We start from the raw sequence: 23839 nt of genomic DNA, 5'->3' as shown, positions 1-23839 counted from the left end.
AAAAACGGTAAGAAAATAGCCAACTCATCGCAAAACGCGATGCCCAAGCCCCATGAGCACGTCCGAACGCAACTTTGCCCGCCGCATCGACCTCACGTCGTTGCAGTTGTTCGTGGCCGTCTGCGAACTGGGCAGCATCGGCCGCGCGGCGGAGCGCGAATTCATCGCGGCCTCGGCCATCAGCAAGCGGCTGTCGGACCTCGAAGCGACGCTCGGCACCACCCTGCTCTATCGCCATGCGCGCGGCGTCGACCTCACGCCTGCCGGTGAAAGCCTGCTGCACCACGCCCGCTCGGTGCTCTACAGCCTCGAGAAGATGCAGGGCGAGCTCAGCGAATACGCCGACGGCGTGCGCGGCCATGTGCGGGTGCACGCCAACATCTCGGCCATCGTGCAGTTCCTGCCCGAGGACCTGGGCGTGTTCACCCGGGCGCATGAAGCCATCAAGATCGACCTCGAGGAGCACCTGAGCAGCGAGGTGATCCGCGCGGTGCAGGAAGGCGCGGCCGACCTCGGCGTGTGCCATGTGGCGGGCGGCGCGGGCGAGTTGCAGAGCCTCTCGTACCGGCACGACCGCCTCGCGCTGATCGTGCCCACGGGGCATGTGCTGGCGTCGCAAGGCACCGTCGACTTCATCGACTCGCTCGACTTCGACCACGTCGGCCTGCACACCAACAGCTCGATCTACGTCGCGATGCACGAGGCGGCGCTGAACGCCGGGCGCAGCGTCAAGCTGCGCATCCACGTCACGGGCCTCGATGCCATGTGCCGGATGATCGAGAACGGCCTGGGCATCGGCGTGATGCCGCAGCGCGCCTTCGAACTCATGCAGAACGGCATCGGCCGCGGCCTCGTGAGCGTCGCGCTCAACGACGCCTGGGCCGCGCGCGAGATCCGGTTGGTCGCTCGCGACTTCTCCACCCTGCCGGTGGCGGCACGCACGCTGGTGAACCACCTGCATGCGGCCGCCGATTCGGCCGACGGCGCCGAACCGCTCACGGCCCGGGCCGCATAGACAGACAATCCATTTCCCCACGAAAGAAGAGACCGACATGGCACGCACGCTCTACGACAAGATCTGGGACGAACACGTCGTCCACACCGAGGAAGACGGCACCGCGATCCTCTACATCGACCGCCACCTGGTGCACGAAGTCACCAGCCCGCAGGCCTTCGAAGGCCTGCGCGAAGCGGGTCGCAAGCTCTGGCGCATCAGCTCGGTGGTGGCCACGGCCGACCACAACACGCCGACCACCGGCTGGGAGCGCGGCTACGAAGGCATTGCCGACCCGACCAGCAAGGAGCAGGTCACCACGCTGGACAAGAACATCGCCGAATTCGGCGCCGCCGCGTTCTTTCCGTTCCTGAGCAAGCGCCAGGGCATCGTGCATGTGATCGGCCCGGAGTCGGGCGCCACGTTGCCGGGCATGACGGTCGTCTGCGGCGACTCGCACACCTCCACGCACGGCGCGTTCGGCGCGCTCGCGCACGGCATCGGCACCAGCGAGGTCGAGCACGTGATGGCCACGCAGACGCTGCTGGGCAAGAAGGCGAAGAACATGCTGGTGAAGGTCGAGGGCAAGCTGCCGCTCGGCTGCACTGCCAAGGACATCGTGCTGGCCATCATCGGCAAGATCGGCACCGCCGGCGGCACGGGCTACACGATCGAATTCGCGGGCTCTGCCATTCGCGACCTGAGCATGGAAGGCCGGATGACGGTCTGCAACATGGCCATCGAGGCCGGCGCGCGCGCGGGCCTCGTGGCGGTCGACGAAAAGACCATCAGCTACATCAAGGGCCGCCCGCTCGCACCCAGCGGCGTGGAATGGGACCAGGCCGCAGCCTACTGGCGCACGCTTCAGTCCGACCCCGGCGCGAACTTCGACGCCGTGGTCGAGCTCGATGCCGCGCAGATCCCGCCGCAAGTCACCTGGGGCACCTCGCCGGAGATGGTGGTCGACATCAACGGCCGCGTGCCCGATCCCGACAAGGAAAAAGACGCCAACAAGCGTGGTGCCATCGAGCGCGCGCTGGTCTACATGGGCCTGGAGCCGAACAAGGCAATGAACGACATCTTCATCGACAAGGTGTTCATCGGCTCGTGCACCAACAGCCGCATCGAGGACATGCGCGAAGCCGCCGCTGTCGTGAAGAAACTCGGCCAGAAGGTCGCCAAGAATGTGAAGCTTGCGATGGTCGTTCCGGGCTCGGGCGTGGTGAAGGAGCAAGCGGAGCGCGAAGGCCTGGACGTGATCTTCAAGGCTGCGGGCTTCGAATGGCGCGAGCCGGGCTGCTCGATGTGCCTGGCGATGAACGCCGACCGGCTGGAGCCCGGCGAGCGCTGCGCATCGACCAGCAACCGCAACTTCGAAGGCCGCCAGGGCGCCGGTGGCCGAACCCACCTCGTGAGCCCGGCCATGGCCGCCGCGGCAGCCGTGCACGGCCACTTCGTCGACGTGCGCACCTTCGCCTGACCTGGAGACATCACATGCAGAAATTCACCGTGCACAAGGGCCTCGTGGCCCCCATGGACCGCGAGAACGTCGACACCGACGCGATCATTCCCAAGCAGTTCCTCAAGTCGATCAAGAAGACCGGCTTCGGCGTGAACCTGTTCGACGAATGGCGCTACCTGGACGCCGGCTTCCCGGGCCAGGACCCGGCCAGCCGCAAGCCGAATCCCGACTTCGTGCTGAACCAGCCACGCTACGCAGGCGCCTCGGTGCTGCTGGCGCGCAAGAACTTCGGCTGCGGCTCGTCGCGCGAACACGCGCCGTGGGCGTTGGACCAGTACGGCTTCCGCGCGATCATCGCGCCGAGCTATGCGGACATCTTCTTCAACAACAGCTTCAAGAACGGCCTGCTGCCGATCGTGCTGAGCGAGGCGCAGGTGGCGCAGCTGTTCGACGAGGCCTTCGCTTTCCCGGGCTACTCGCTGACCATCGACCTGGAGCGCCAGGTGGTCGTGAAGCCGGACGGCGGCGAGCTCCCGTTCGACGTGCAGGCGTTCCGCAAGTACTGCCTCATCAACGGGCTGGACGACATCGGCCTCACGCTGCGCCACAAGGACAAGATCAAGGCCTTCGAGACCGAGCGCCTGGCGCAGAAGCCCTGGCTCGCGCACACGATGATCTCGTGATCGCCCGCACCATTTCCGCATTCAAACCTCAGACAAACTTATGAAAATCGCAGTTCTCCCGGGTGACGGCATCGGCACCGAAATCGTGGCGGAAGCCGTCAAGGTGCTCGACGTGCTCGACCTGAAGTTCGAGATGGAGTCGGCGCTGGTCGGCGGCGCGGCCTACGAGGCGCACGGCCATCCGCTGCCCGAATCGACCCTCAAGCTCGCGAAGGAATCCGACGCGGTGCTGTTCGGCGCGGTCGGCGACTGGAAGTACGACAAGCTCGACCGGCCGCTGCGCCCCGAGCAGGCCATCCTGGGGCTGCGCAAGAACCTCGGTCTGTTCGCGAACTTCCGCCCGGCGATCTGCTACGAGCAGCTGGTGGACGCCTCGAGCCTGAAGCCCGAGCTGATCGCGGGCCTGGACATCCTCATCATTCGCGAGCTGACCGGCGACATCTATTTCGGCCAGCCGCGCGGCCGCCGCACCGCGGTCGACGGGCATTTCCCGGGTGCCGAGGAAGCTTTCGACACGATGCGCTACTCGCGCCCCGAGGTCGAACGCATCGCCCGCGTCGCCTTCGAGGCCGCCCGCAAGCGCAGCAAGCGCGTGACCAGCGTGGACAAGGCCAACGTGCTGGAAACCTTCCAGTTCTGGAAGGACATCGTCACCGAGATCGGCAAGGAGTATCCAGACGTCGAACTCGATCACATGTACGTCGACAACGCGGCCATGCAGCTCGTGAAGGCGCCCAAGAAGTTCGACGTGGTGGTCACCGGCAACATGTTCGGCGACATCCTCTCGGACGAGGCCGCGATGCTCACCGGCTCGATCGGCATGCTGCCCTCGGCTTCGCTCAATTCGAGCAACCAGGGCCTGTACGAGCCCAGCCACGGCAGCGCGCCAGACATTGCCGGCAAAGGGGTTGCCAATCCTTTGGCTACAATCCTATCCGCTGCCATGATGCTCCGCTTTTCACTCAACCAACCCGAAGCTGCCGACCGTATCGAGTCGGCGGTCAAGGACGTGCTCGCTTCCGGCCTGCGCACGGGTGACATCTGGTCAGAAGGTACGAAGCGCGTTGGCACCCGCGAAATGGGCGACGCGGTCGTTGCAGCAATCACCAAAAAGACGATTACCGGCTAACCGCAGCCCGCTTCGTCACGCCCCTCCCCGGCTCGACGAGTCGGGGGCAAGAAAAGACAACTTTTTTCTTTTTCATAAGGGCAAACTGAAATGGCGAACGCATCTCAACCTCTGGTCGGCCTCGTAGGCTGGCGCGGCATGGTCGGCTCGGTCCTGATGGACCGCATGCAGGCCGAAGGCGACTTCGGTCTCATCGAACCGGTCTTCTTCTCGACTTCCAACGCCGGCGGCAAGGCCCCGGCGATGGCCAAGAACGAAACCGCGCTGAAGGATGCGAACGACATCGACGCCCTGAAGAAGTGCGACATCGTCATCACCTGCCAGGGCGGCGACTACACCAGCGAAGTCTTCCCCAAGCTGCGTGCCGCGGGCTGGACGGGCCACTGGATCGACGCCGCCTCCACCCTGCGCATGCAGGACGACGCGGTCATCGTGCTGGACCCGGTCAACCTCCCGGTGATCCAGAACGCCCTCACCAACGGCGGCAAGAACTGGATCGGCGGCAACTGCACCGTGAGCTGCATGCTCATGGGCGTGGGCGCCCTCTACAAGGCCGGCCTCGTCGAGTGGATGACCAGCATGACCTACCAGGCAGCTTCGGGCGGCGGTGCGCAGCACATGCGCGAGCTGCTGACCCAGTTCGGCACCCTCAACACCGAAGTGCGTGCGCTGCTGGACGATCCCAAGTCGGCCATTCTCGAAATCGACCGCAAGGTGCTCCACAAGCAGCAGAACCTGAGCGCGGCTGAAACCACCAACTTCGGCGCACCGCTGGGCGGCTCGCTGATTCCCTGGATCGACAAGGATCTGGGCGACGGCATGTCCAAGGAAGAATGGAAGGCCGGCGCCGAGACCAACAAGATCCTCGGCCAGGGCGCGGGCTTCGGCACCGCCGCCGTGCCGGTCGACGGTTTCTGCGTGCGCATCGGCGCCATGCGCTGCCACAGCCAGGCGCTGACCTTCAAGCTCAAGAAGGACGTGCCCGTGGCCGACATCGAAGCGCTGATCGCCGCGGACAACCCGTGGGCCAGCGTGGTACCGAACACCCGAGAAGCCACCCTCAAGGACCTGACGCCGGTGGCCGTGACGGGCACCATGAACATCCCGGTCGGCCGCATCCGCAAGCTGGCGATGGGCCCCGAGTACGTCGGCGCCTTCACCATCGGCGACCAGTTGCTGTGGGGTGCCGCGGAACCGCTGCGCCGCATGCTGCGCATCCTGCTCGAAGCCTGATGCGGGTCGGCTCAGGCCCACGAATCCCGGATTGTTGCCGTTTGGCAACGAAAAGTGTGTTCGTAAGTATGCGCGCACTGGGTAGAACAGGCGCATTGCCTTGTCAGCCCGGGGTGATGATGCTAACGTCCTCTTACAAATTCTGGGCCTGAGCCGCCCCTATCAGCATGACAAGACATCTGTTGCCCGCGGCCCGCCCATCGGCCGTTCGCCCCTCCCCGTCGTCCAGCGGTTGGCGCCTTTCCATCCTGGGTGCGGCTGCCGCCGTGGCCCTGGGAATGGCGAGCACCGATGCCAGCGCTTTCACGCTGGGACAACTGAAGGTGCAATCGGCGCTGGGCGAACCGCTGCGTGCCGAGATCGACGTGACCGAAATTGCCGCTGCCGAAGCGGACGGCCTGAAGATCAACATCGCCACCGCCGAAGCCTTCAAGAACGCGGGCATCCCCTACAACTCGGCACTGGGCGACGTCAAGGCGACGCTGCAGCGCCGCGCGGGCGGCCAGTACGTCGTGCGTCTGAGCGGCAGCCGCCCGCTCAGCGATCCTTTCATCGACCTGCTGCTCGAAGCCAACGGCTCCTCGGGCCGCATCGTCCGCGACTACACCGTGCTGCTCGATCCGCCGGTCACGCGACAGGCGGCGGCACCGGTCGTACCGATCGCCCCCCAGATCAGCACCCCGGTCGAGCGCCCTGCCGTCGCGGCAGCCCGCGCACGCCGCGAACGCGCTGCGGCCGCCGCGTCTGCTGCGCCGCCAGTCGCCGCAGCACCTGCATCTGCACCCGCAGCCCCGGCCAGTGCGCCCGCGGCGGCAGCAACCGCCCCCCGCGCAGGCGGCGAACAAGTCACCGTGCAGCGTGGCGATACCGCCGGCAAGATTGCCGGCGCCCACAAGCCGGCCGACGTGTCGCTCGACCAGATGCTGGTCGCCCTGCTGCTCGCCAATCCCGATGCGTTCATTGGCGGCAACGTCAACCGCATCAAGGCAGGCGCCGTGCTCGAACTGCCGGGCGCCACCGAGGCGAGCGCCGTTCCCGCTGCCGAGGCACGCCGCACGGTCACCGCGCAAAGCCGCGATTTCGGCAACTACCGCCAGCGCCTCGCGGAGAACGCGCCGACGTCGAACGTCGCCGCCGCCAGCCGCAAGGCCTCGGGCAAGCTGCAGGCGAACGTCGAAGACCGCAACGCAGCGGCCAGCGCACCCGACAAGCTCACGATTTCGCAAGGCAGCGCCTCCACCCGCGCAGCCGACGAAAAGGTCGCGCAGGCCCGTCAGGCGCAGGAAAGCAGCAACCGCGTGGCGGAGCTGTCCAAGAACATCAATGAGCTGAACAAGCTCAAGGCGGGCGCCGGCTCGTCGGCACCGGCCGCCGCACCAGCGCCTGCGGCACCGGGCATCCCCGTTCCAACGCCTTCCACCAGCGCCACCACGTCGCCGCCGGTCGCCGCCAACCCGGCGCCTGCGGTCGTTGTGCCCGCACCTACGCCTGCACCTGCAGCAGCACCCGCTCCCGCAGTGGCAGCCGCCGCACCGGCCGCGCCGACGCCTGAAGCAACGGCCGCCGCGCCCGTGCCGGCAGCCGAACCCACTTCCACGCCCCCGGCCGCCGACGCCGCAGCAGCAGCCCCCACGGCAGCAGCCAGCGCCGCGGTGGCTGCACCGGCTGCCGCACCGAAGCCGGTGGTCAAGGCCGCTCCGCCCCCGCCGCCGGAGCGCGGCTTCTTCGAAGAGCTGCTCGACAACCCGCTGATGCTCGCCGGCGCCGCGCTGATCGCGCTGCTGATCGGCTTCCTGCTGTACCGCGTGCTGGGTCGCCGGCGCGAGGAAATGAGCGAAAGCGTGTTCCTCGAGAGCCGCATCCCGAAGGACTCGTTCTTCGGCGCCAGCGGCGGCGAATCGGTCGACACCAAGCACCGCGGCGACTCCAGCGTGTCGTCGCTGTCGTACTCGCCGAGCCAGCTCGATGCGGGCGACGTCGACCCCGTCGCCGAGGCCGACGTCTACCTGGCCTACGGCCGCGACCTGCAGGCCGAGGAAATCCTGCGTGAAGCGCTGCGCCTGAACCCGGACCGCACGGCCATCCACCTCAAGCTGCTCGAAATTCACGCCAAGCGCCGCGACGTGCGCGCCTACGAAGGCTTGGCCACCGAAGTGCACAAGCTGACCGGCGGCTCGGGTTCCGACTGGAACCGCGTGGTCGACATGGGCAAGGACCTCGATCCGGGCAACCCGCTGTACGAATCCGGCGCCCCCCGCAGCGCAAGCCAGGCCGAAACGGCCGCCTTCGCGGGCGCCCTGGCATCCGCCGCCAAGCCACCGGTCGCCGCAGTGCCGACGCCCGTTGCACCGCCGCCGATCGCCTCGGCCCCGCCGCCGGCCTTCGTGCCCTCGGTGGCACCGCTGGATTTCGACCTGGATCTGAGCCAACCGGCGCCGCTGGCACCGGCACCAAGCCACGCACCGGTCGGCGCCAGCCTGCCCAAGTCAGCGTATGCACCCGCTCCGACGACGGCACGCCCCGCAGCGCCGCTGTCCAATGGCCATACAGCGCCGCCCGTCGATCTCGAAAACGATTTCGATACGGCTCCCGGTGCCCTGACGCCCAATACGCGCCCCTTGAACCTGAACGATGCGGACAACACGCGTCCGGCCACGCTGCGCAATGCGCTGCCGGCCGACTCGGGCTTCATCGAGTTCGACATGAGCGCTCTGGCAGGCCTGCCGGCCCGCGGTGCGTCCGAACCGGCACGCGCCGCCAGCGCGCTCGACGACGAAGGCGAAGACAGCCCCCACGCCGTCAAGCTCTCGCTGGCCCGCGAACTGCAGGCCATCGGCGACGTCGAAGGCGCACGCTCGCTGGTCGAGGAAGTCGAAGCCGAAAGCGCTGGCGACCTCAAGTCGCAAGCCAAGCAACTGCTCGCGGAACTGCGCTGAGCCCTTGCTGTTTCCGTTCCTGAATTCGTGAGGCTGGCGCTCGGCATCCGGTACAACGGCCAGGCGTACGAGGGCTGGCAAAGCCAGCGCTCGGGCCGCACGGTGCAGGACAAGCTCGAAGCGGCCCTCGCGAAGTTCACCGCTGACCCATCGGGGCGCATCGGCACGCTGTGCGCCGGCCGCACCGATGCCGGCGTGCACGCGCTGATGCAGGTGGTGCACTTCGACACCGAGGTCGAACGCGAACCTTTCTCCTGGATGCGCGGCACCAACCGCTTCCTGCCCGACGACATCGCGGTGCAGTGGGCACAGCCGGTGCCCGACGAATTCCATTGCCGCGCCAGTGCCCTCGCGCGCCGCTACCTCTACGTGCTGTCGCAATCACCGGTGCGGCCAAGTCTCGATTCGGGCCGCGTCGGCTGGTCGATGCATCCGCTCGACGGCGATGCAATGCGAAAAGCCGCCGCCGTGCTCATCGGCACGCACGACTTCAGCTCGTTCCGCGCCTCGGCCTGCCAGGCGAAATCGCCCGTGAAGAACCTGCGCCGCATCGAGATCACGCGGGTCGGCGAAGGCGAGCGCTGCCGCTGGCATTTCGAGTTCGAGGCCGACGCCTTCCTGCACCACATGATCCGCAACCTGATGGGCTGCCTCGTGCGGATCGGCCGCGGCGACGAGCGCCCCGAGTGGATCGCCGAGGTGCTCGAGGCGCGCAGCCGCAAGGTCGCGGCGCCGACCTTCTCCGCGGACGGCCTGTACTTCCTCGGCCCGTTGTACGACGCCAAGTGGGGTCTGCCGGCCGAGGCCACGCTGCAGGCCGGCGGTGCTCCTTATGATGGCCCGCCATGACGTCCTCGCCTCCCCGCACCCGCATCAAGATCTGTGGCCTCACGCGTGAGGCCGACGTGGATGCCGCGGTCGAAGCCGGTGCCGATGCGGTCGGTTTCGTGCTCTACGCCAAAAGCCCCCGCGCCATCACGGCCGAGCGTGCCGCCGAACTCGCCTCGCGGCTGCCACCCTTCATAACGCCAGTGCTGCTGTTCGTGAACGAGGATGCTCCCAAAGTCATAGCAGCGCTTGCCCGTGTGAAGGGCGCCATCGCGCAGTTCCACGGCGAGGAAACGCCCGAACGGTGCGAAGAAGCCAGCGGCCCGGGCCGTTTTCGCTACATGCGCGCCGCCCGGATTCCGCTGGGGGCTGCCGGTGCCGGCTTCGACCTCGTAAAATACGCGTCCGATTACTCCCACGCCCAGGCCATCCTGCTCGACGCCCATGTCGAAGGTTATGGCGGTGGCGGCAAGGCTTTCGATTGGTCACTTCTTCCACCCGCCGTCGACGCTCACCTCGTCTTGAGTGGTGGGCTCACACCTGCAAACGTGAGCGATGGCATTCGCATCCTGCGGACACGCTGCAAGACGCTGTCCGTTGATGTGAGCTCGGGCGTCGAAATCGACGGTCCCGGGAACAAGGGCCTGAAGGACGCCGGAAAGATCCGGCAATTCGTCGCAGCCGTCAGAGCGGCCGACGCCTCGTCCTTCTCCAGTTAGCCGCCGCACCCGATCGTCATTCGGGCTGCGGCCCAACGATCGAGAACCATGCAAAGCAATTTCCAGGATTACCAGCAACCCGACGCCACCGGCCACTTCGGCAACTACGGCGGCACCTTCGCGAGCGAAACGCTCACCCACGCGATCAACGAGCTGCGCGACGCCTATGCGAAGTTCAAGGACGATCCGGCGTTCCTCGCCGAATTCCATTACGAGCTCAAGCACTTCGTCGGCCGCCCCTCGCCGATCTACCACGCGGCGCGCACCAGCCGCGAGATGGGCGGCGCGCAGATCTACCTCAAGCGCGAAGACCTCAACCACACCGGCGCGCACAAGATCAACAACGTGATCGGCCAGGCGATGCTCGCGCGCCGCATGGGCAAGCCCCGCGTGATCGCCGAGACCGGCGCCGGCCAGCACGGCGTGGCCACCGCCACCATCTGCGCACGCTACGGCCTCGAATGCGTGGTCTACATGGGCAGCCAGGACGTGAAGCGCCAGAGCCCCAACGTCTACCGCATGAACCTGCTCGGCGCGACCGTGGTGCCCGTCGAATCGGGCAGCAAGACGCTGAAGGACGCGCTCAACGAGGCGATGCGCGACTGGGTCACGAACGTGGAAAACACCTTCTACATCATCGGCACCGTGGCCGGCCCGCACCCCTATCCGACGATGGTGCGCGACTTCCAGAGCGTGATCGGCACCGAGTGCATCGACCAGATGCCCACCATGCTCGCGGCCGACGGCATCACTGGCGAGGCGGAAGGCAAGCAGCCCGACGTGGTGGTGGCCTGCGTGGGCGGCGGCAGCAACGCGATCGGCATCTTCCATCCCTACATTCCGTTCGCCAACACCCGCCTCATCGGTGTGGAAGCGGCAGGCGAAGGCCTGGACAGCGGCAAGCACGCGGCCTCGATCCTGCGCGGCAGCCCCGGCGTGCTGCACGGCAACCGCACCTACCTGCTGCAAAACGAAGACGGCCAGATCACCGAGACCCACAGCATCAGCGCCGGCCTCGATTACCCGGGCGTCGGCCCCGAGCACGCGTACCTGGCCGACATCGGCCGCGCCGAATACGTCGGCATCACCGACGTCGAGGCGCTCGAAGCCTTCCACTATTTGTGTCGAACGGAGGGCATCATTCCCGCGCTCGAATCCAGCCACGCCGTGGCCTACGCGCTGAAGCTCGCGAAGACCATGCGCCCGGACCAGTCGATCCTGGTGAACCTCTCGGGTCGCGGCGACAAGGACATCGGCACCGTCGCCGACCTGTCGGGCGTCGATTTCTACGACCGCCCCTCGATGCGCGGTCTGAGCGTGAAGGGAGGCAAGTGATGAGCCGCATTGCCGCCACCTTCAAGACGCTCCAGGCGCAGGGCCGCAAGGCGCTGATTCCGTACGTCACCGCCGGCTTCCCCTTTGCCGACATCACGCCCGAGCTGATGCACGGCATGGTCGAGGCGGGCGCCGACGTGATCGAGTTGGGCGTACCTTTTTCCGACCCGATGGCCGACGGCCCCGTGATCCAGAAGGCCGGCGAAGCCGCACTGGCGCTGGGCGTCGGCATGAAGCAGGTGCTCGCCATCGTGGCCGCGTTCCGCCAGAAGGACGCGACCACGCCCGTGGTGCTGATGGGCTATGCGAACCCGGTCGAGCGCTATGACCTCGTGCACGGCAAGCAGGCCTTCATCCGCGATGCGTCGGCGGCCGGCGTCGATGGCCTGCTGGTGGTCGACTACCCGCCCGAGGAATGCGAGGCCTTCGCCGCCGATCTGAAGGCTGCGAAGATCGACCTGATCTTCCTTCTGGCACCCACGAGCACCGACGAGCGCATGGCGCAGGTCGCGCGCATCGCGAGCGGCTACGTCTACTACGTGTCGCTCAAGGGCGTGACCGGCGCGGGCCACCTGGACACCGAGGCGGTCGGCCAGATGATTCCGCGCATTCGCCAGCATGTGAGCATCCCGGTCGGCGTGGGCTTCGGCATCCGCGACGCCCGCACCGCGCAGGCGGTCGGCTCGACGGCGGACGCCGTCGTGATCGGCACCAAGATCATCCAGCTGATCGACGGGCAACCACGCGAGAAGGTGGTGCCCGCGGTGCGCGAATTCCTCGCCGGCATCCGTGAGGCGCTGGACGCCCTGCCGGCGGCTACCCCCAAGAATGCGGCTGGCCGATAATCTCGGTTGCCCTCACCCCAGCCCCTCTCCCCCAAAGGAGAGGGGAGCTAATTCCGGAGTCCTATGAGCTGGCTTGAAAAACTGCTACCCGCCAAGATCGCACAAACCGACCCTGCCGAGCGCCGCCAGGTGCCCGAGGGCCTGTGGATCAAATGCCCGGCCTGCGAGACGGTGCTCTACAAGACCGACCTGGAACACAACCAGAACGTCTGCCCGAGCTGCAGCCACCACCACCGCATCGGCGCCCGCGCGCGCCTCGATGCTTTCCTGGATGCCGAGGGCCGCTACGAAGTCGGCCAGGAAGTGCTCCCGGTCGACGCCCTGAAGTTCAAGGACAGCCGCAAGTACCCCGAGCGGCTGAAGGAAGCCCTGGAAAACACCGGCGAGACCGATGCCCTGGTCGTCATCGGCGGCTCGGTCCACAGCATCAACGTGGTCGTGGCCTGCTTCGAATTCGAATTCATGGGCGGCAGCATGGGCAGCGTGGTCGGCGAGCGCTTCGTGCGCGGCGTCGAGACCGCCATCGAACAGAAGGTGCCCTTCATCTGCTTCACCGCCACCGGCGGTGCGCGCATGCAGGAAGGCCTGCTCTCGCTGATGCAGATGGCCAAGACCAACGCCGCGCTCACGCGCCTGGCAAAGAAGGGCCTGCCCTACATCAGCGTGCTGACCGACCCGACCATGGGCGGGGTGAGCGCCGGCTTCGCCTTCGTGGGCGATGTGGTCATTGCCGAACCCAAGGCGCTGATCGGCTTTGCCGGCCCGCGCGTGATCGAATCGACCGTGCGCGTGACGCTGCCCGAAGGCTTCCAGCGCGCCGAGTTCCTGCAGACCAAGGGCGCGATCGACTTCATCAGCGACCGCCGTGAACTGCGCAAGACGATTGCGAGCACGCTCGCGATGCTGCTGCGCCAGCCAGCCGACGCGGTGAGCTGAACGAACACAGGCCAAAGCAAAAGGGCCCAGGTGCAATGCACCCGGGCCCTTTTTGTTTGTTTGTTGCTGCGACTCAGAATGTCAGTTGGTAGGCAAACACCAGCAGATTGCTCAGCACGATCGCGATCACCTGCAGCACCACGATGGCGGCCAGCGGCGACAGGTCCACGCCGCCGATCAGCGGAATGAAGCGGCGGAATGGCCGCACCAGTGGTTCGGCCAGCCGGGAAATCAGGTCGAGCAGCATCGGCGACGCGCCCGGCACCCACGACAGCACGGCGTAGACCACCAGCAATGCGGTCAGCCCCGAGATCGCGAGCTGCAGCAATCCCACGAGCGACACCAGCGGCAAGGTGGCGATGCGGCCGAGGTTGCCGATCAGGAGCCACAGCAGCAGGAACTTCAGCAGCACCAGCAGCCAGGCGGCGATCAGGCTCGCCAGGTCCCAGCGCTTGACCGAAGGCACGATGCGCCGCAGCGGCAGCACGATCCAGTCGGTGATCGCGAACACGAAGCGCCCGAGCGGATTGCCGAACGGCACCCGGTGGTACTGCATGTAGAGGCGCAGCAGGCAGGCGCCGCCGAGCAGGCCGACGATCACGTCGAGAAGGAACGAAGGAATCTGGTAGAGCATGGGGCGCGGTCGTGAGCGGAATGCGATGATAGCCATGCAAGGTTTTTCGATGACGACACAGCCCCTTCTGCATTCACTGCCATTGTTCCCGCTCGGTACGGTCCTGTTCCCGGACGGCCTGCTTCCCTTGCGCATCTTCGAGGTGCGCTATCTCGACATGATCGGCAAATGCCGCAAGGCCGATGCGCCGTTCGGCGTGGTCAGCCTCACGAGCGGCAGCGAGGTCCGCAAGGCCGGCGCCGATGCGGAAAGCTTTGCTGCCATCGGCACGCTGGCCGTCATCCGCGAGTTCGAATCGCCGCAGAGCGGCCTGCTCCAGATCGAATGCATCGGCACGCAGCGCTTTCGCGTTCGCAGCACCGAGCTGCAGAAGCACGGCCTGTGGGTTGCCGAGGTGGAAGCGGTGATCGAAGACGTTGCGCTCGAAATCCCCGACGACCTCCGGCACACGGCCACTGCGCTGCGGCGCCTGGTCGACACGCTCGAAGAACGCCGCCGCGCGCAAAGTGCACAAGGTGCGCAAGGTGCACGGACCGTGCGGTTGCCCATCGGCGAGCCCTACCGGTTCGACGACTGCGGCTGGGTGGCCAATCGCTGGTGCGAGCTGGTGCCGATGCAGCTCGAATTGCGGCAGCGGCTGATGGAGCTCGACAGCCCGTTGATGCGGCTCGAGCTGGTCAGCGATTTGTTGGCACGGACGGGCATCGCTGAATAGTCAGCTACTTTTTTCATAGCATATTGCGCAGGATTGACGGGCGCTGCCGGGTCGTTTCATTTGGGGCCGATCAGCTAAAATCCCGGGCTCGCGCACGCTCCCGTTGCGCCTCACCTGCCTCTCATGTCCGATCACCTGACCCCTCCCGTTCCCACGCCCGCTGCGGCTCCTGTCGCGGCCCCTGCCGTCGACGACAACAAGCTCATCGCCGAGCGCCGCGAAAAGCTCAAGCTGCTGCGCACCGCGCAGGTCGAGGGCAAGGGCGTGGCGTTCCCCAACGACTTCAAGCCGGGCCATCGCGCCGCGGCACTCGTCGCAGCGCACGATGCGATCGAGGCCGAGGCCCTCGAGGCGCAGGCCATTCCGGTCAGCGTGGCGGGCCGGATGATGCTCAAGCGCGTGATGGGCAAGGCCAGCTTCGCAACCTTGCAGGACGCCACGGGCCGCATCCAGCTCTACGTGACGCGCGATGCCGTCGGCGAAGAAGCGTATGCGGAATTCAAGCGCTGGGACCTCGGCGACATCCTGGGTGCCGAAGGCACGCTGATGAAGACCAAGACCGGCGAACTCTCGGTCAAGGTGACGAAGCTGCGCTTGCTCACCAAGAGCCTGCGCCCGCTGCCCGGCGATTTCTACGGCATGGCCGACCAGGAACAGAAGTACCGCCAGCGCTATGTCGACCTGATCACCGACGAAGCGGCGCGCGTGCGCTTCACCGCGCGCAGCAAGGCCGTGAGCGCCCTGCGCGAGTTCATGGTCGCCAACGACTTCCTCGAAGTCGAGACGCCCATGCTGCACCCCATTCCCGGCGGTGCGAACGCCAAGCCCTTCAAGACACATCACAACGCGCTCGACCAGGAGATGTTCCTGCGCATCGCGCCCGAGCTGTACTTGAAGCGCCTGATCGTCGGCGGCTTCGAGCGCGTGTTCGAAATCAACCGGAGCTATCGCAACGAGGGCATCTCGGTGCGGCACAACCCCGAGTTCACGATGATGGAGTTCTACGCGGCCTACTGGAACTACCGCGACCTGATGGACTTCACCGAGACGCTGATCCGCACCATCGCCGACAAGGCCGTGGGCTCGCAGCAGCTGACGTACGGCGGCAAGCCGGTCGACCTGACGCAGCCCTTCGAGCGCCTGACGATCCGCGAAGCGATCCTCAAGCACACCGATGCCGGCGATGGCGTGGACGACACCGCCTGGCTCGTCAACGCCCTGCGCAAGCTCGGCCTGAGCGAAGAAAAGGACAAGCTCTCGCAGCGCAGCCTCGCCAGCCTGCAGGTGATGTACTTCGAGGAGACCGTCGAAGAGAAGCTCTGGCAGCCGACCTTCATCATGGAGCACCCGACCGAGATCTCACCGCTTGCGCGCGCCAACGACGAGCGCCCCGAAGTCACCGAGCGCTTCGAGCTCTACATCACGGGCCGCGAATTCGGCAACGGCTTCAGCGAGCTGAACGACGCCGAAGACCAGGCCGCGCGCTTCAATGCGCAGGTGGCCGCCAAGGACAGCGGCGACGACGAAGCCATGTACTACGACCACGACTTCGTGCGCGCGCTCGAATACGGCATGCCGCCCACCGGCGGCTGCGGCATCGGCATCGACCGGCTGATGATGCTGCTGACGGATTCGCCGAGCATCCGCGACGTGATCCTGTTCCCGGCGCTGCGCAGGGAGTCTTGAGCGTGCCCTCACCGTCGTCGCTGCCGACGATCGGCATCGACTTCGGCACCTCCAATTCCGCCGTGGCCTGCCGGGTCGACGGCGTCGCCCGCCTGCTGCCCATCGAGGGCACGGCCACCACGCTGCCCACCGCGATTTTCTTCAACGCCGAAGACCGCACGACCCATTTCGGCCGTGAGGCCGTCGCGCTGTACCTGTCGGGCGTCGAGGGGCGCCTGATGCGCTCGCTCAAGAGCTTGCTCGGCAGCGCGCTGATGCAGGAGAAGACAGCCGTCTACGACGGGCTCGTGAGCTTCGAGGACATCATCGCGCGCTTCCTGCGCGAGTTGGCGGTGCGCGCCGGGCGCGAGCTTGGCCGGATCCCCGAGCAGGTCGTGATCGGGCGGCCCGTTCACTTCGTGGACGACGATTCCAAGCGCGACGAACGCGCCGAAGAGAGCCTGCGCCATGCGGCCCGTGCGGCGGGTTTTCGCGACGTGGCCTTTCAGCTCGAACCGATCGCGGCCGCCTTCGACTACGAGCAGCGGATCACGAAGGAATCGCTGGTATTGATCGTCGACATCGGCGGCGGCACCTCGGACTTCACCGTCGTGCGCGTGGGTCCGGAGCGGGCGGCGCGCAACGATCGCAGCGACGACGTGCTGGCCACCAGCGGCGTGCACATCGGCGGCACAGACTTCGACCAGCGCCTGAACCTGGACCGCGTGATGCCGGCGTTCGGCTTTCGCCACCATGGGCCACAGGGCCGCGAGGTGCCGAGCAAGGTGTTCTTCGAGTTGTCGTCGTGGCACCTGATCAACTGGCTCTATGCCGCCAAGGCGGTCCGCCAGGCGAAGGAGCTGCGCACCAACTATGCCGACACGCAGTTGCATGACCGGCTGATGACGGTGCTGGAAGAGCGCCACGGGCACCGAATCGCCGCCGCCGTCGAGCAGGCCAAGATCGATGCCTCTGTGACCGATGCGCAGACCTCGATCGACCTCTCGTGCGCGGAAGCGGGGCTGGTTGCCACGCTCTCGCCCGCCGACATGGCGCAACAGCTTTCCGCCCAGCTCGAGAACGTGATCGCCTGTGCGCATGCCTGCGTCAAGCGCGCGGGCCTTCGCAGCGGCGATCTCGATGCGATCTACCTCACGGGCGGCTCGTCGGCGCTGCGCCCGTTCCAGCACGCCTTGCGAAAAAGCTTTGCCGGCGTGAACCTGGTCGAGGGCGACCTGTTCGGTGGTGTGGCCACCGGGCTGGCCTGCGCGACGCCGCAACAACGGCGCCGGGCATGAGATGAAATACCTTGCGGGCTATCCAGCAGCCCTGCAGGAGCAGGTCAGCCAGCTGATCGCGCAAGACAAGCTCTCGGCACTGCTGAGCCAACGCCATCCCGGCGGTCCCCATGAGATCCAGTCCGACCGGGCGCTCTACGACTACGTGGGCGGGCTCAAGAACGAGTTCATGCGCAAGGCCGAGCCGCTGGCCAAGGTGATGTTCGACAACAAGCTGCATGTGATCCGCAATGCGCTGGGCACGCACACCACGGTCTCGCGCGTCCAGGGCGGCAAGCTCAAGGCCAAGCGGGAGATCCGGGTGGCCAGCCTGTTCAAGGAAGTGCCGCTCGATCTGCTGCGCATGATCGTCGTGCACGAGTTGGCGCACATGAAGGAGCGTGACCATGACAAGGCGTTCTATGCGTTGTGCATGTACATGGAGCCCGATTACCCACGACTTGAGCTGGACCTGCGCCTGTACCTGACGCACCTGGATTCAGGTGGCACGCGACTCTGGGCCTCGAACAACCTTTCGGCTGCCAGGCCCGACGTGGCTTAAACTTTTCAGCGATGGGCCGGGGGCCGGTTCCGCGGCGCTTCGCCGTGCCCGCCCAGGCATCTTTGCGAGCCACTCGACAGGCCGCCTAACCTGGAGGAGGAATATTCGATGGGTCCCAAACTACACCTCACGTCCGTCGGCGACCCGCAATTGGTCGGAGAGATCGTTGAAGGGTTCCGGCTGGGATTGTGTGAGCTGGGCTACGACGTCACATGGCACTACGCCCAGATCGATGCGGACCGGGTCAACATCATCATGTTCGGGGCCGCGTCGCTTCAATGGCAGGCGATTGCGCATCTGGCGCCGAATTGCATCGTGGTGAACATCGAGCAACTCGTGGAGGGTGGAAACGCTTTCAATCCGACCTACCTGGAAGTTCTGCGCAACAGCTACGTGTGGGAGTACAGCGAGCTGAACTTCAGAAGGTATGCGGAGCTGGGGATTCCGCACGCCAGCCTCGTTCCGCTCGGGTATCAGGCCGGTGCCATCCTGGTTCCGCCGGAGCCCGAAACCCCTCCCGTGGAGGACATCGATGTGCTTTTCTTCGGGAGCCTGAATGCGCGGCGGCATCGCCTTCTCGATGAATTGCGCGCGCGAGGTTTGCATGTGGTCGCGCATCACTCGATTCCCGCCGAAGAAAGGTCCGCGCTCCTGCTGCGAAGCAAGCTGATGCTCAACGTGAGTTTTCTCGACACCACGCGGACGGTGGAGCTTCCGCGGCTGGCCGTCGGCTTTCTTGCCAGGAAGGCCATCCTGACGGAAATCTACGACGACAGCGAACTGCGCGCCGAATTGCGCCAAGGCCTTTTCGGTGTTCCCTACGAGGAACTGGTCGACACCGCGGAACGGCTGATCTCCGCCCCTGCGGAGCGACGCGAACGCGCCGAGCTGGGGCACCAGCTATTCATTGCGAAGTCCCAAGCCTCATTCATCCAGCCGGCGCTGGAACAGTTCCTTGCGTGGCGCGAAAACCAGGTCGCGCGCTGACCAATTCAGCCACACCGCCGGCAGCGGCCGCTCTTCGTGGCTCGTTGGAGTCCGTTGCTCCACTCGATGCACGTCGTCTCAGCGAAAGAATTCCCCCAACTCGCTTGCGAGCGTTTCCAGCTCCTCCTGAGACATGTCTTCGATGGCCAGCGAGGCCCGGAGGTTTTCCGTATCGCGGATTCCCTCGATGTGCGCAGCGCGCGAACTGGAATCGTGATGCAGATGAACCAGCGGCGTATGGAATGAATGCCAGCGCAATCCGAGCCGCCCGGCACGACGCAGCAGTTCGTCATCTTCGCCGCCCCATCCCTCGAGACGAGCGTTGTAACCGCCGACCCGGATGTATTCCTGCTTCCTGAACAATACGATGCCCCCGTTGGCGCTCGTATACATTTCGTTCGCATCGGGAGGCAAGGATTCGCCGTAGATGGAGGTGAAGCGCTCGTAGTCGGGCACCTCCATGAAACTTTGCTTGAGCGCCCCGGACACGTTGATGACGTTCCAGTAGGGGCAGAGCACATCGCTGTTCTGGCCATCGAGCAATGCATCGACGCAGTGCCGCAGGATCACCGGCCTTGCCAGCGAATCGGCGTCGTGGAAACAGATGACAGGGCTGCGTGACAGACGCACGCCGACGTTGTAGAGCATCGACTTGGGGAACGGGCCTTCGTGCGAAATGAAGACGTGCCGGATCTTCGGGTCCTTCAATCGCTGCCAGTCGAAGCTCGGCAATGCCGCAGCCTCCATCAGCCAGAGCCGGTAGTCGGAATAGGTGTACGCAAGATGCGCCAGAACGGCATAGAGGTTCTCGCGTCGTTCCTCGTTCGCTTCCCGGTACGAAACGATGATGTCGATATCCCTCAGAGAGATTTTTTCGATGTCCGCCATAGATGGTGAATTCTTGCGCGAGAGACTACTTGGAGATCAAAGGGGACGGAACAGCATCACTTGGCGCTCGTCGATGGGCTCCTTGTAGCGCGTGTCGTGAATCCTCAGATCCACGGGCTGCTGCTTCGTCTCGGTGTGCTGGTTGAAGATGCCGGCCGTGTTGGCTGCAGCGACGACCTCAGCCAGTGCCGGACCCGCCCAGTTGTCATGCCCCCTCAACAGGTAGAAATGCATCATCCCGCATTGCTGGTGCGCCCAATAGTCATGCCAGGCGAACGAATCCGGACGCCAGAGCGAATTGTGGCCCTCGAAGAACACGGGGCGACTCATGGGCATGCACTCGGGCGTCGAGATGACGATATAACGCGCCCTGTAGTTGAGGAACTCCAGCAGGTCGCGCCCCTGTGAATGAAGCATGTGTTCGATGACGTCGCCCAGGATGACCACATCGTAGAGGTCACCGGCTCGCTCATAGAGCTTGTCCGCGGTGATGGGAAGAATGTGGTGGTAACCAACCTCGCGCAGTTGGGGAAACGCAGCCTCGTCGCATTCGAGCGCCGTCAATTCGCATTCGGGCACGACATCTTTGAGCAGCGCCCCATACTTGCCGCCGCCCGCCCCGATGTCCAGGATGCGTTGGGGGTTGATGGTCTTGATGACATGCTGAGTCAGGACATCAAATGTCGGCCAGGAATAGCCAATGTGTGCCATGGGTGCACCGTCGAGGTTGGAAAGAGGCGATTGACTTTACAGGAAGGCCCCATCGAATTTCGACCGCCTGCTGCAGGCTTGTGCGCAAAACGAGCCGTTAGTCGCAAGGCGACAGGGCACGTTCAGATCACCAGCCGTCGCAGGGCTTCGCCGTATCCAGGCGATTCGACCAGTGTCTGCCACCGCATCGGCACGGCATCGCCCGGCAGCAATGCCCGCCGCCGGGCCTCGCTGCCGCCATCCGGTCGCCAGCGATTGCTCCGGGCTGCGGCGCCGAAGCCATCGAGCAATTCATCCAGCGGCCGGCCACTTCCCACGCTCTGATTGCAGAGCAGCGCGAGATCGCAGCCGGCGTCGAGCGCTGCCAGGACCGCGTCGGTGTAGCTGAGCAACTCACCATCGATATAGCGGCCGGCCTCCATGCTCAGGTCGTCGCTGAAAACAGCGCCATCGAATCCAAGCCGCTGGCGAAGAATGTCCTTCAACCACTTCGACGAAAAGCCCGCGGGCCGCTTGTCGATCCGGGGGTAGATCACGTGGGCCGGCATCACCGCGGTCAACGCACCCGCCAGCCAGTCATAGGGCCGCGCATCGTCACCCAGGATCGCCTTGAGGCTGCGCCTGTCGACCGGAATCTCCACATGCGAGTCGGCATTCACGAACCCATGCCCCGGAAAATGCTTCCCGCAGTTGCGCATCCCCATCTGCAGCATGCCGTGCATCACGCTCTTGGCCAGCAGCGCCACCACGCGCGGGTCGCGGTGGAAGCTGCGGTCGCCGATCACGCTGCTGCCGCCATAGTCCAGGTCGAGCACCGGCGCAAAACTGAAGTCGACGCCACAGGCGCGCAGTTCGCCGGCAAGCACCTGCCCCGCCGCCGTCGCGACCTGAGTGGCGCGCATGGCATCGCGCATCCACAGCTCGCCCAGCGAACGCATCGACGGCAGGCGCGTGAAGCCATCGGTGCGAAAGCGCTGCACGCGCCCGCCTTCATGGTCGACGCAGATCAGCAGGTCGGGGCGGATCGCCTTGATCTCGGCGTTGAGCGCGGTCATCTGCGCGCGGTCCTGCCAGTTGCGGGCGAAATGGATCACGCCGCCGACCAGCGGGTTGGCCAGGCGCCGGCGGTCGGCGTCGTTGAGTTCGGTGCCCGCCACATCGATGATGAGCGGCGCGTGGATATGGCGGCCTGTCGTCGCGGTCATGCGTCGTTCTTGATGTCTTTGTGTTCCACCACGACGAAGCTCGCGGCGTATTCGGTTTCGTCGGTCACGGTGACGTGGGCGGTCAGGCCCTTGGCCTCGAACCAGTCCTTGAGCTCGCCGTGCAGCACGATGACGGGCTTGCCGCTTCGCAGGTTGGCGATCTCGCACAGGCGCCAGGTCATCGGCATCCGCATGCCCAGGCCGATGGCCTTGCTGAAGGCTTCCTTGGCGGAAAAACGAGTGGCGAGGTAGCTGAGGCCGCGCTTGGGCCAGCGCGCGCTGCGGGCTTGCCAGACCGCGAATTCGGCGTCGCACAACACCTTGCGCGCGAAACGTTCGCCCTGGCGCTCGAAGGTCGCGGCGATGCGACGCAGGTCGCAGATGTCGGTGCCGATGCCGTAGATCATGCAGGCCGAGCCTGTTGCGCCTCGCTGATGCAGCGCAGGTACTCTCGCGTCGTGGCGGTGTAGCCGAGTTCGAGCGCATCGGCGACGAAGGCGTGGCCGATCGAGACTTCGTGAACGCCACGCACGGCGCGGAGGAACGCGGTCAGGTTGTCGCGGCTCAGGTCGTGGCCGGCGTTGACGCCGAGGCCCGCAGCCTGGGCGGCTCGCGCCGATTCAACATAGCGCGCGAGCACGGCCTCTTCGTCGGCAGTGCCGCGCGATGCGGCATAGCCTTCGGTATAGAACTCGACGCGGTCGGCGCCCACGGCCTTGACCGCGGCCATCATCTCGGGGATCGGGTCCATGAACAGGCTGACGCGCACGCCCAGCGCCTTGGTTTCGGCGATCAGCGGGCGCAGGCGCTCGGCGTCGTCGGGAAAGCTCCAGCCGTGGTCGCTGGTCGACTGGGATTCGCTGTCGGGCACGAAGGTCGCCTGGTGCGGACGCAGTTCGCGCACGAAGTCCATCAGGTTGTGGAAGGGATTGCCTTCGATGTTGAACTCGATGCCCGGCCAGTCCTTGGCGAGCAGTGCGGACAGGTCACTCACGTCGTGCGCGCGGATGTGACGCGCGTCGGGCCGCGGATGCACGGTGATGCCCTGGGCGCCGGCGGCCAGGCAGGCATTGGCGGCAGTCAGAACGCTCGGAATGCCCAGATGGCGCGTGTTGCGGACCAAGGCCACCTTGTTGAGGTTGACCGACAACGAAGTGATGCCGCTCCGGACAGCGAAAGCCGAGTCGCTCATGAAAATCCTTTTTTATTGCTACCTGTGATCGACCTGACGTCATCTGTGCTGGAGACAGCCAACCAATGGCAATATCCGCCCAATGTATTCCTATCGATTTCGTTCTGCGCCATATGATCGTATTTACCGGCACGGAATTGATGCTTGGACCAATATTGATCCGTATGCCACGCGTGGATATGCAGGACGTCGCTCCCCAGCAAACGATTCGAATAAGGAAGATGGTCAAGCAGGCCCAGGGAGCATTGTTGCGGATACGTGCGGCGCAATGCCAGTTCGCCGGCATACATCGTGAGGACGTTTTTGCACCACCCCGGCCACACGCCCTGGTAATTGCGGAATTCTTCATCCAGCAGTTTTTGACAGTAATCCAGCTGCGCAAGAATGAAATTGCTCACAAACTCCGTCGGCCCCAGCAGCGATGCGCCGATGTTATGGAGCCCCGAGTGAGGGAACCCCCAGCGGGCACTGCATTCGGAGAGCTTTCGACGAACCTCTTCCTCGTACGCGTAGGCTCCGAATCCGAAGCACAATCCCGTAGGCTTGAATTCGGCCAGCGCTGGCGTCACGAAGGTATCGCAATCTGTTTTCAGGATGAATTCATATTTCCTGCAGATCTCGAGGACAGCAGGATCGCATAGATTTGCAATGGAATTGATATAGCCATAACCGCTCCATTCATCGTTTTTCTCGGCGTATGGAAGACCTGGGACAACGATGATTTTCTTGTCTTCCGGGAGCAGGGAAATTGCATCCGGATGGCAGACAGCAATCAAATCTCCGTGGGCAAAGATATTCGAAAATATCATGCTTCTGTAGAGCCAATTGAATTCCTCGATAATTTCTTTTTTATTATCGATATAAACGAGAACACCCAGGCTCATGGTTTTCTTTGGCTTGAAA

23 protein-coding genes are annotated in these 23839 nt (G+C 65.2%); 16 read left to right on the top strand and 7 right to left on the bottom strand.

The genetic code is table 11. The features are described 5' to 3' along the window. Positions 1-52: 52 nt before the first annotated feature. From GNX71_RS07930 to accD, 11 genes are all read left to right on the top strand, one after another. Positions 53-1015, top strand: coding sequence for a LysR substrate-binding domain-containing protein (locus GNX71_RS07930; RefSeq protein ID WP_206177815.1), 963 nt, complete (start codon positions 53-55; stop codon positions 1013-1015). Positions 1016-1052: 37 nt separating this feature from the next. Beyond that, positions 1053-2474, top strand: coding sequence for a 3-isopropylmalate dehydratase large subunit (gene leuC, locus GNX71_RS07925; protein WP_206177814.1), 1422 nt, complete (start codon positions 1053-1055; stop codon positions 2472-2474). 14 nt (positions 2475-2488) lie between these two features. Next, on the top strand, positions 2489-3139 hold the full coding sequence (leuD, locus tag GNX71_RS07920; RefSeq protein WP_206177813.1) for a 3-isopropylmalate dehydratase small subunit: 651 nt from the start codon (positions 2489-2491) through the stop codon (positions 3137-3139). 40 nt (positions 3140-3179) lie between these two features. Then, positions 3180-4268 carry a 3-isopropylmalate dehydrogenase gene (gene leuB, locus GNX71_RS07915; protein WP_042578083.1) on the top strand — a complete coding sequence of 363 codons (1089 nt, stop codon included), beginning with the start codon at positions 3180-3182 and terminating at the stop codon, positions 4266-4268. Positions 4269-4358: 90 nt separating this feature from the next. Further along, entirely contained in the window at positions 4359-5501 is a 1143-nt protein-coding gene (gene asd, locus GNX71_RS07910; RefSeq protein ID WP_206177812.1) for an aspartate-semialdehyde dehydrogenase, read from the top strand. 167 nt (positions 5502-5668) lie between these two features. After that, complete coding sequence (locus GNX71_RS07905) at positions 5669-8437, top strand: FimV/HubP family polar landmark protein (protein ID WP_206177811.1); 2769 nt, start codon at positions 5669-5671, stop codon at positions 8435-8437. A 27-nt stretch (positions 8438-8464) separates the two neighbouring features. Continuing rightward, complete coding sequence (gene truA, locus GNX71_RS07900) at positions 8465-9286, top strand: tRNA pseudouridine(38-40) synthase TruA (protein ID WP_206177810.1); 822 nt, start codon at positions 8465-8467, stop codon at positions 9284-9286. Next, the gene (locus GNX71_RS07895; protein WP_206177809.1) at positions 9283-9984 is read left to right on the top strand and encodes a phosphoribosylanthranilate isomerase; all 702 of its coding nucleotides are present in this window, start codon (positions 9283-9285) and stop codon (positions 9982-9984) included. Before truA ends, GNX71_RS07895 begins: the two co-directional genes overlap by 4 nt. Positions 9985-10032: 48 nt before the next feature. Further along, entirely contained in the window at positions 10033-11319 is a 1287-nt protein-coding gene (gene trpB, locus GNX71_RS07890) for a tryptophan synthase subunit beta (protein ID WP_206177808.1), read from the top strand. Continuing rightward, on the top strand, positions 11319-12164 hold the full coding sequence (gene trpA / locus GNX71_RS07885) for a tryptophan synthase subunit alpha (protein ID WP_206177807.1): 846 nt from the start codon (positions 11319-11321) through the stop codon (positions 12162-12164). Before trpB ends, trpA begins: the two co-directional genes overlap by 1 nt. 63 nt (positions 12165-12227) lie before the next feature. Beyond that, positions 12228-13100: an acetyl-CoA carboxylase, carboxyltransferase subunit beta gene (gene accD, locus GNX71_RS07880; protein WP_013540010.1), complete on the top strand. Its 873-nt coding sequence runs from the start codon at positions 12228-12230 to the stop codon at positions 13098-13100. Between the two features lie 73 nt (positions 13101-13173). On the opposite strand, the gene GNX71_RS07875 is transcribed toward accD, so the two are convergent. Then, entirely contained in the window at positions 13174-13734 is a 561-nt protein-coding gene (locus tag GNX71_RS07875) for a YggT family protein (RefSeq protein WP_042578091.1), read from the bottom strand. 49 nt (positions 13735-13783) lie between these two features. On the opposite strand from GNX71_RS07875, the gene GNX71_RS07870 reads away from it, so the two are divergent. From GNX71_RS07870 to GNX71_RS07850, 5 genes are all read left to right on the top strand, one after another. Then, the gene (locus tag GNX71_RS07870) at positions 13784-14449 is read left to right on the top strand and encodes an LON peptidase substrate-binding domain-containing protein (protein WP_241027197.1); all 666 of its coding nucleotides are present in this window, start codon (positions 13784-13786) and stop codon (positions 14447-14449) included. Between the two features lie 123 nt (positions 14450-14572). Further along, on the top strand, positions 14573-16135 hold the full coding sequence (gene lysS / locus GNX71_RS07865) for a lysine--tRNA ligase (RefSeq protein WP_206177805.1): 1563 nt from the start codon (positions 14573-14575) through the stop codon (positions 16133-16135). Between the two features lie 2 nt (positions 16136-16137). Then, positions 16138-17412 (top strand): Hsp70 family protein, encoded by a 1275-nt coding sequence (locus tag GNX71_RS07860; RefSeq protein WP_206179379.1) that lies wholly within the window; start codon positions 16138-16140, stop codon positions 17410-17412. 1 nt (position 17413) lies between these two features. Continuing rightward, positions 17414-17953, top strand: coding sequence for a M48 family metallopeptidase (locus GNX71_RS07855; RefSeq protein WP_206177804.1), 540 nt, complete (start codon positions 17414-17416; stop codon positions 17951-17953). A gap of 108 nt (positions 17954-18061) precedes the next feature. Continuing rightward, positions 18062-18940, top strand: a complete 879-nt coding sequence (locus tag GNX71_RS07850; protein ID WP_206177803.1) for a hypothetical protein — start codon at positions 18062-18064, stop codon at positions 18938-18940. Positions 18941-19018: 78 nt separating this feature from the next. Here GNX71_RS07850 and GNX71_RS07845 read toward each other — a convergent pair whose 3' ends face one another. The 6 genes from GNX71_RS07845 to GNX71_RS07820 form a co-directional block, all read right to left on the bottom strand. After that, positions 19019-19828 carry a glycosyltransferase family 2 protein gene (locus tag GNX71_RS07845; RefSeq protein ID WP_206177802.1) on the bottom strand — a complete coding sequence of 270 codons (810 nt, stop codon included), beginning with the start codon at positions 19826-19828 and terminating at the stop codon, positions 19019-19021. Between the two features lie 36 nt (positions 19829-19864). Next, positions 19865-20539: a methyltransferase gene (locus GNX71_RS07840; protein WP_206177801.1), complete on the bottom strand. Its 675-nt coding sequence runs from the start codon at positions 20537-20539 to the stop codon at positions 19865-19867. Positions 20540-20661: 122 nt separating this feature from the next. Next, the gene (gene nagZ / locus GNX71_RS07835) at positions 20662-21744 is read right to left on the bottom strand and encodes a beta-N-acetylhexosaminidase (RefSeq protein ID WP_206177800.1); all 1083 of its coding nucleotides are present in this window, start codon (positions 21742-21744) and stop codon (positions 20662-20664) included. After that, the gene (gene acpS, locus GNX71_RS07830; RefSeq protein WP_206177799.1) at positions 21741-22151 is read right to left on the bottom strand and encodes a holo-ACP synthase; all 411 of its coding nucleotides are present in this window, start codon (positions 22149-22151) and stop codon (positions 21741-21743) included. Before acpS ends, nagZ begins: the two co-directional genes overlap by 4 nt. Further along, the gene (locus tag GNX71_RS07825) at positions 22148-22936 is read right to left on the bottom strand and encodes a pyridoxine 5'-phosphate synthase (protein WP_206177798.1); all 789 of its coding nucleotides are present in this window, start codon (positions 22934-22936) and stop codon (positions 22148-22150) included. Before GNX71_RS07825 ends, acpS begins: the two co-directional genes overlap by 4 nt. Then, positions 22933-23820 carry a hypothetical protein gene (locus GNX71_RS07820; RefSeq protein ID WP_206177797.1) on the bottom strand — a complete coding sequence of 296 codons (888 nt, stop codon included), beginning with the start codon at positions 23818-23820 and terminating at the stop codon, positions 22933-22935. The genes GNX71_RS07825 and GNX71_RS07820 overlap by 4 nt, the downstream gene beginning before the upstream one ends. Positions 23821-23839 lie beyond the last annotated feature (19 nt).

Source organism: Variovorax sp. RKNM96 (assembly GCF_017161115.1).
Lineage (GTDB): Bacteria > Pseudomonadota > Gammaproteobacteria > Burkholderiales > Burkholderiaceae_C > Variovorax.
The sequence above is the reverse complement of the archived record's forward strand: the minus strand, read 5'-3'. Positions and strand labels throughout refer to the sequence as shown.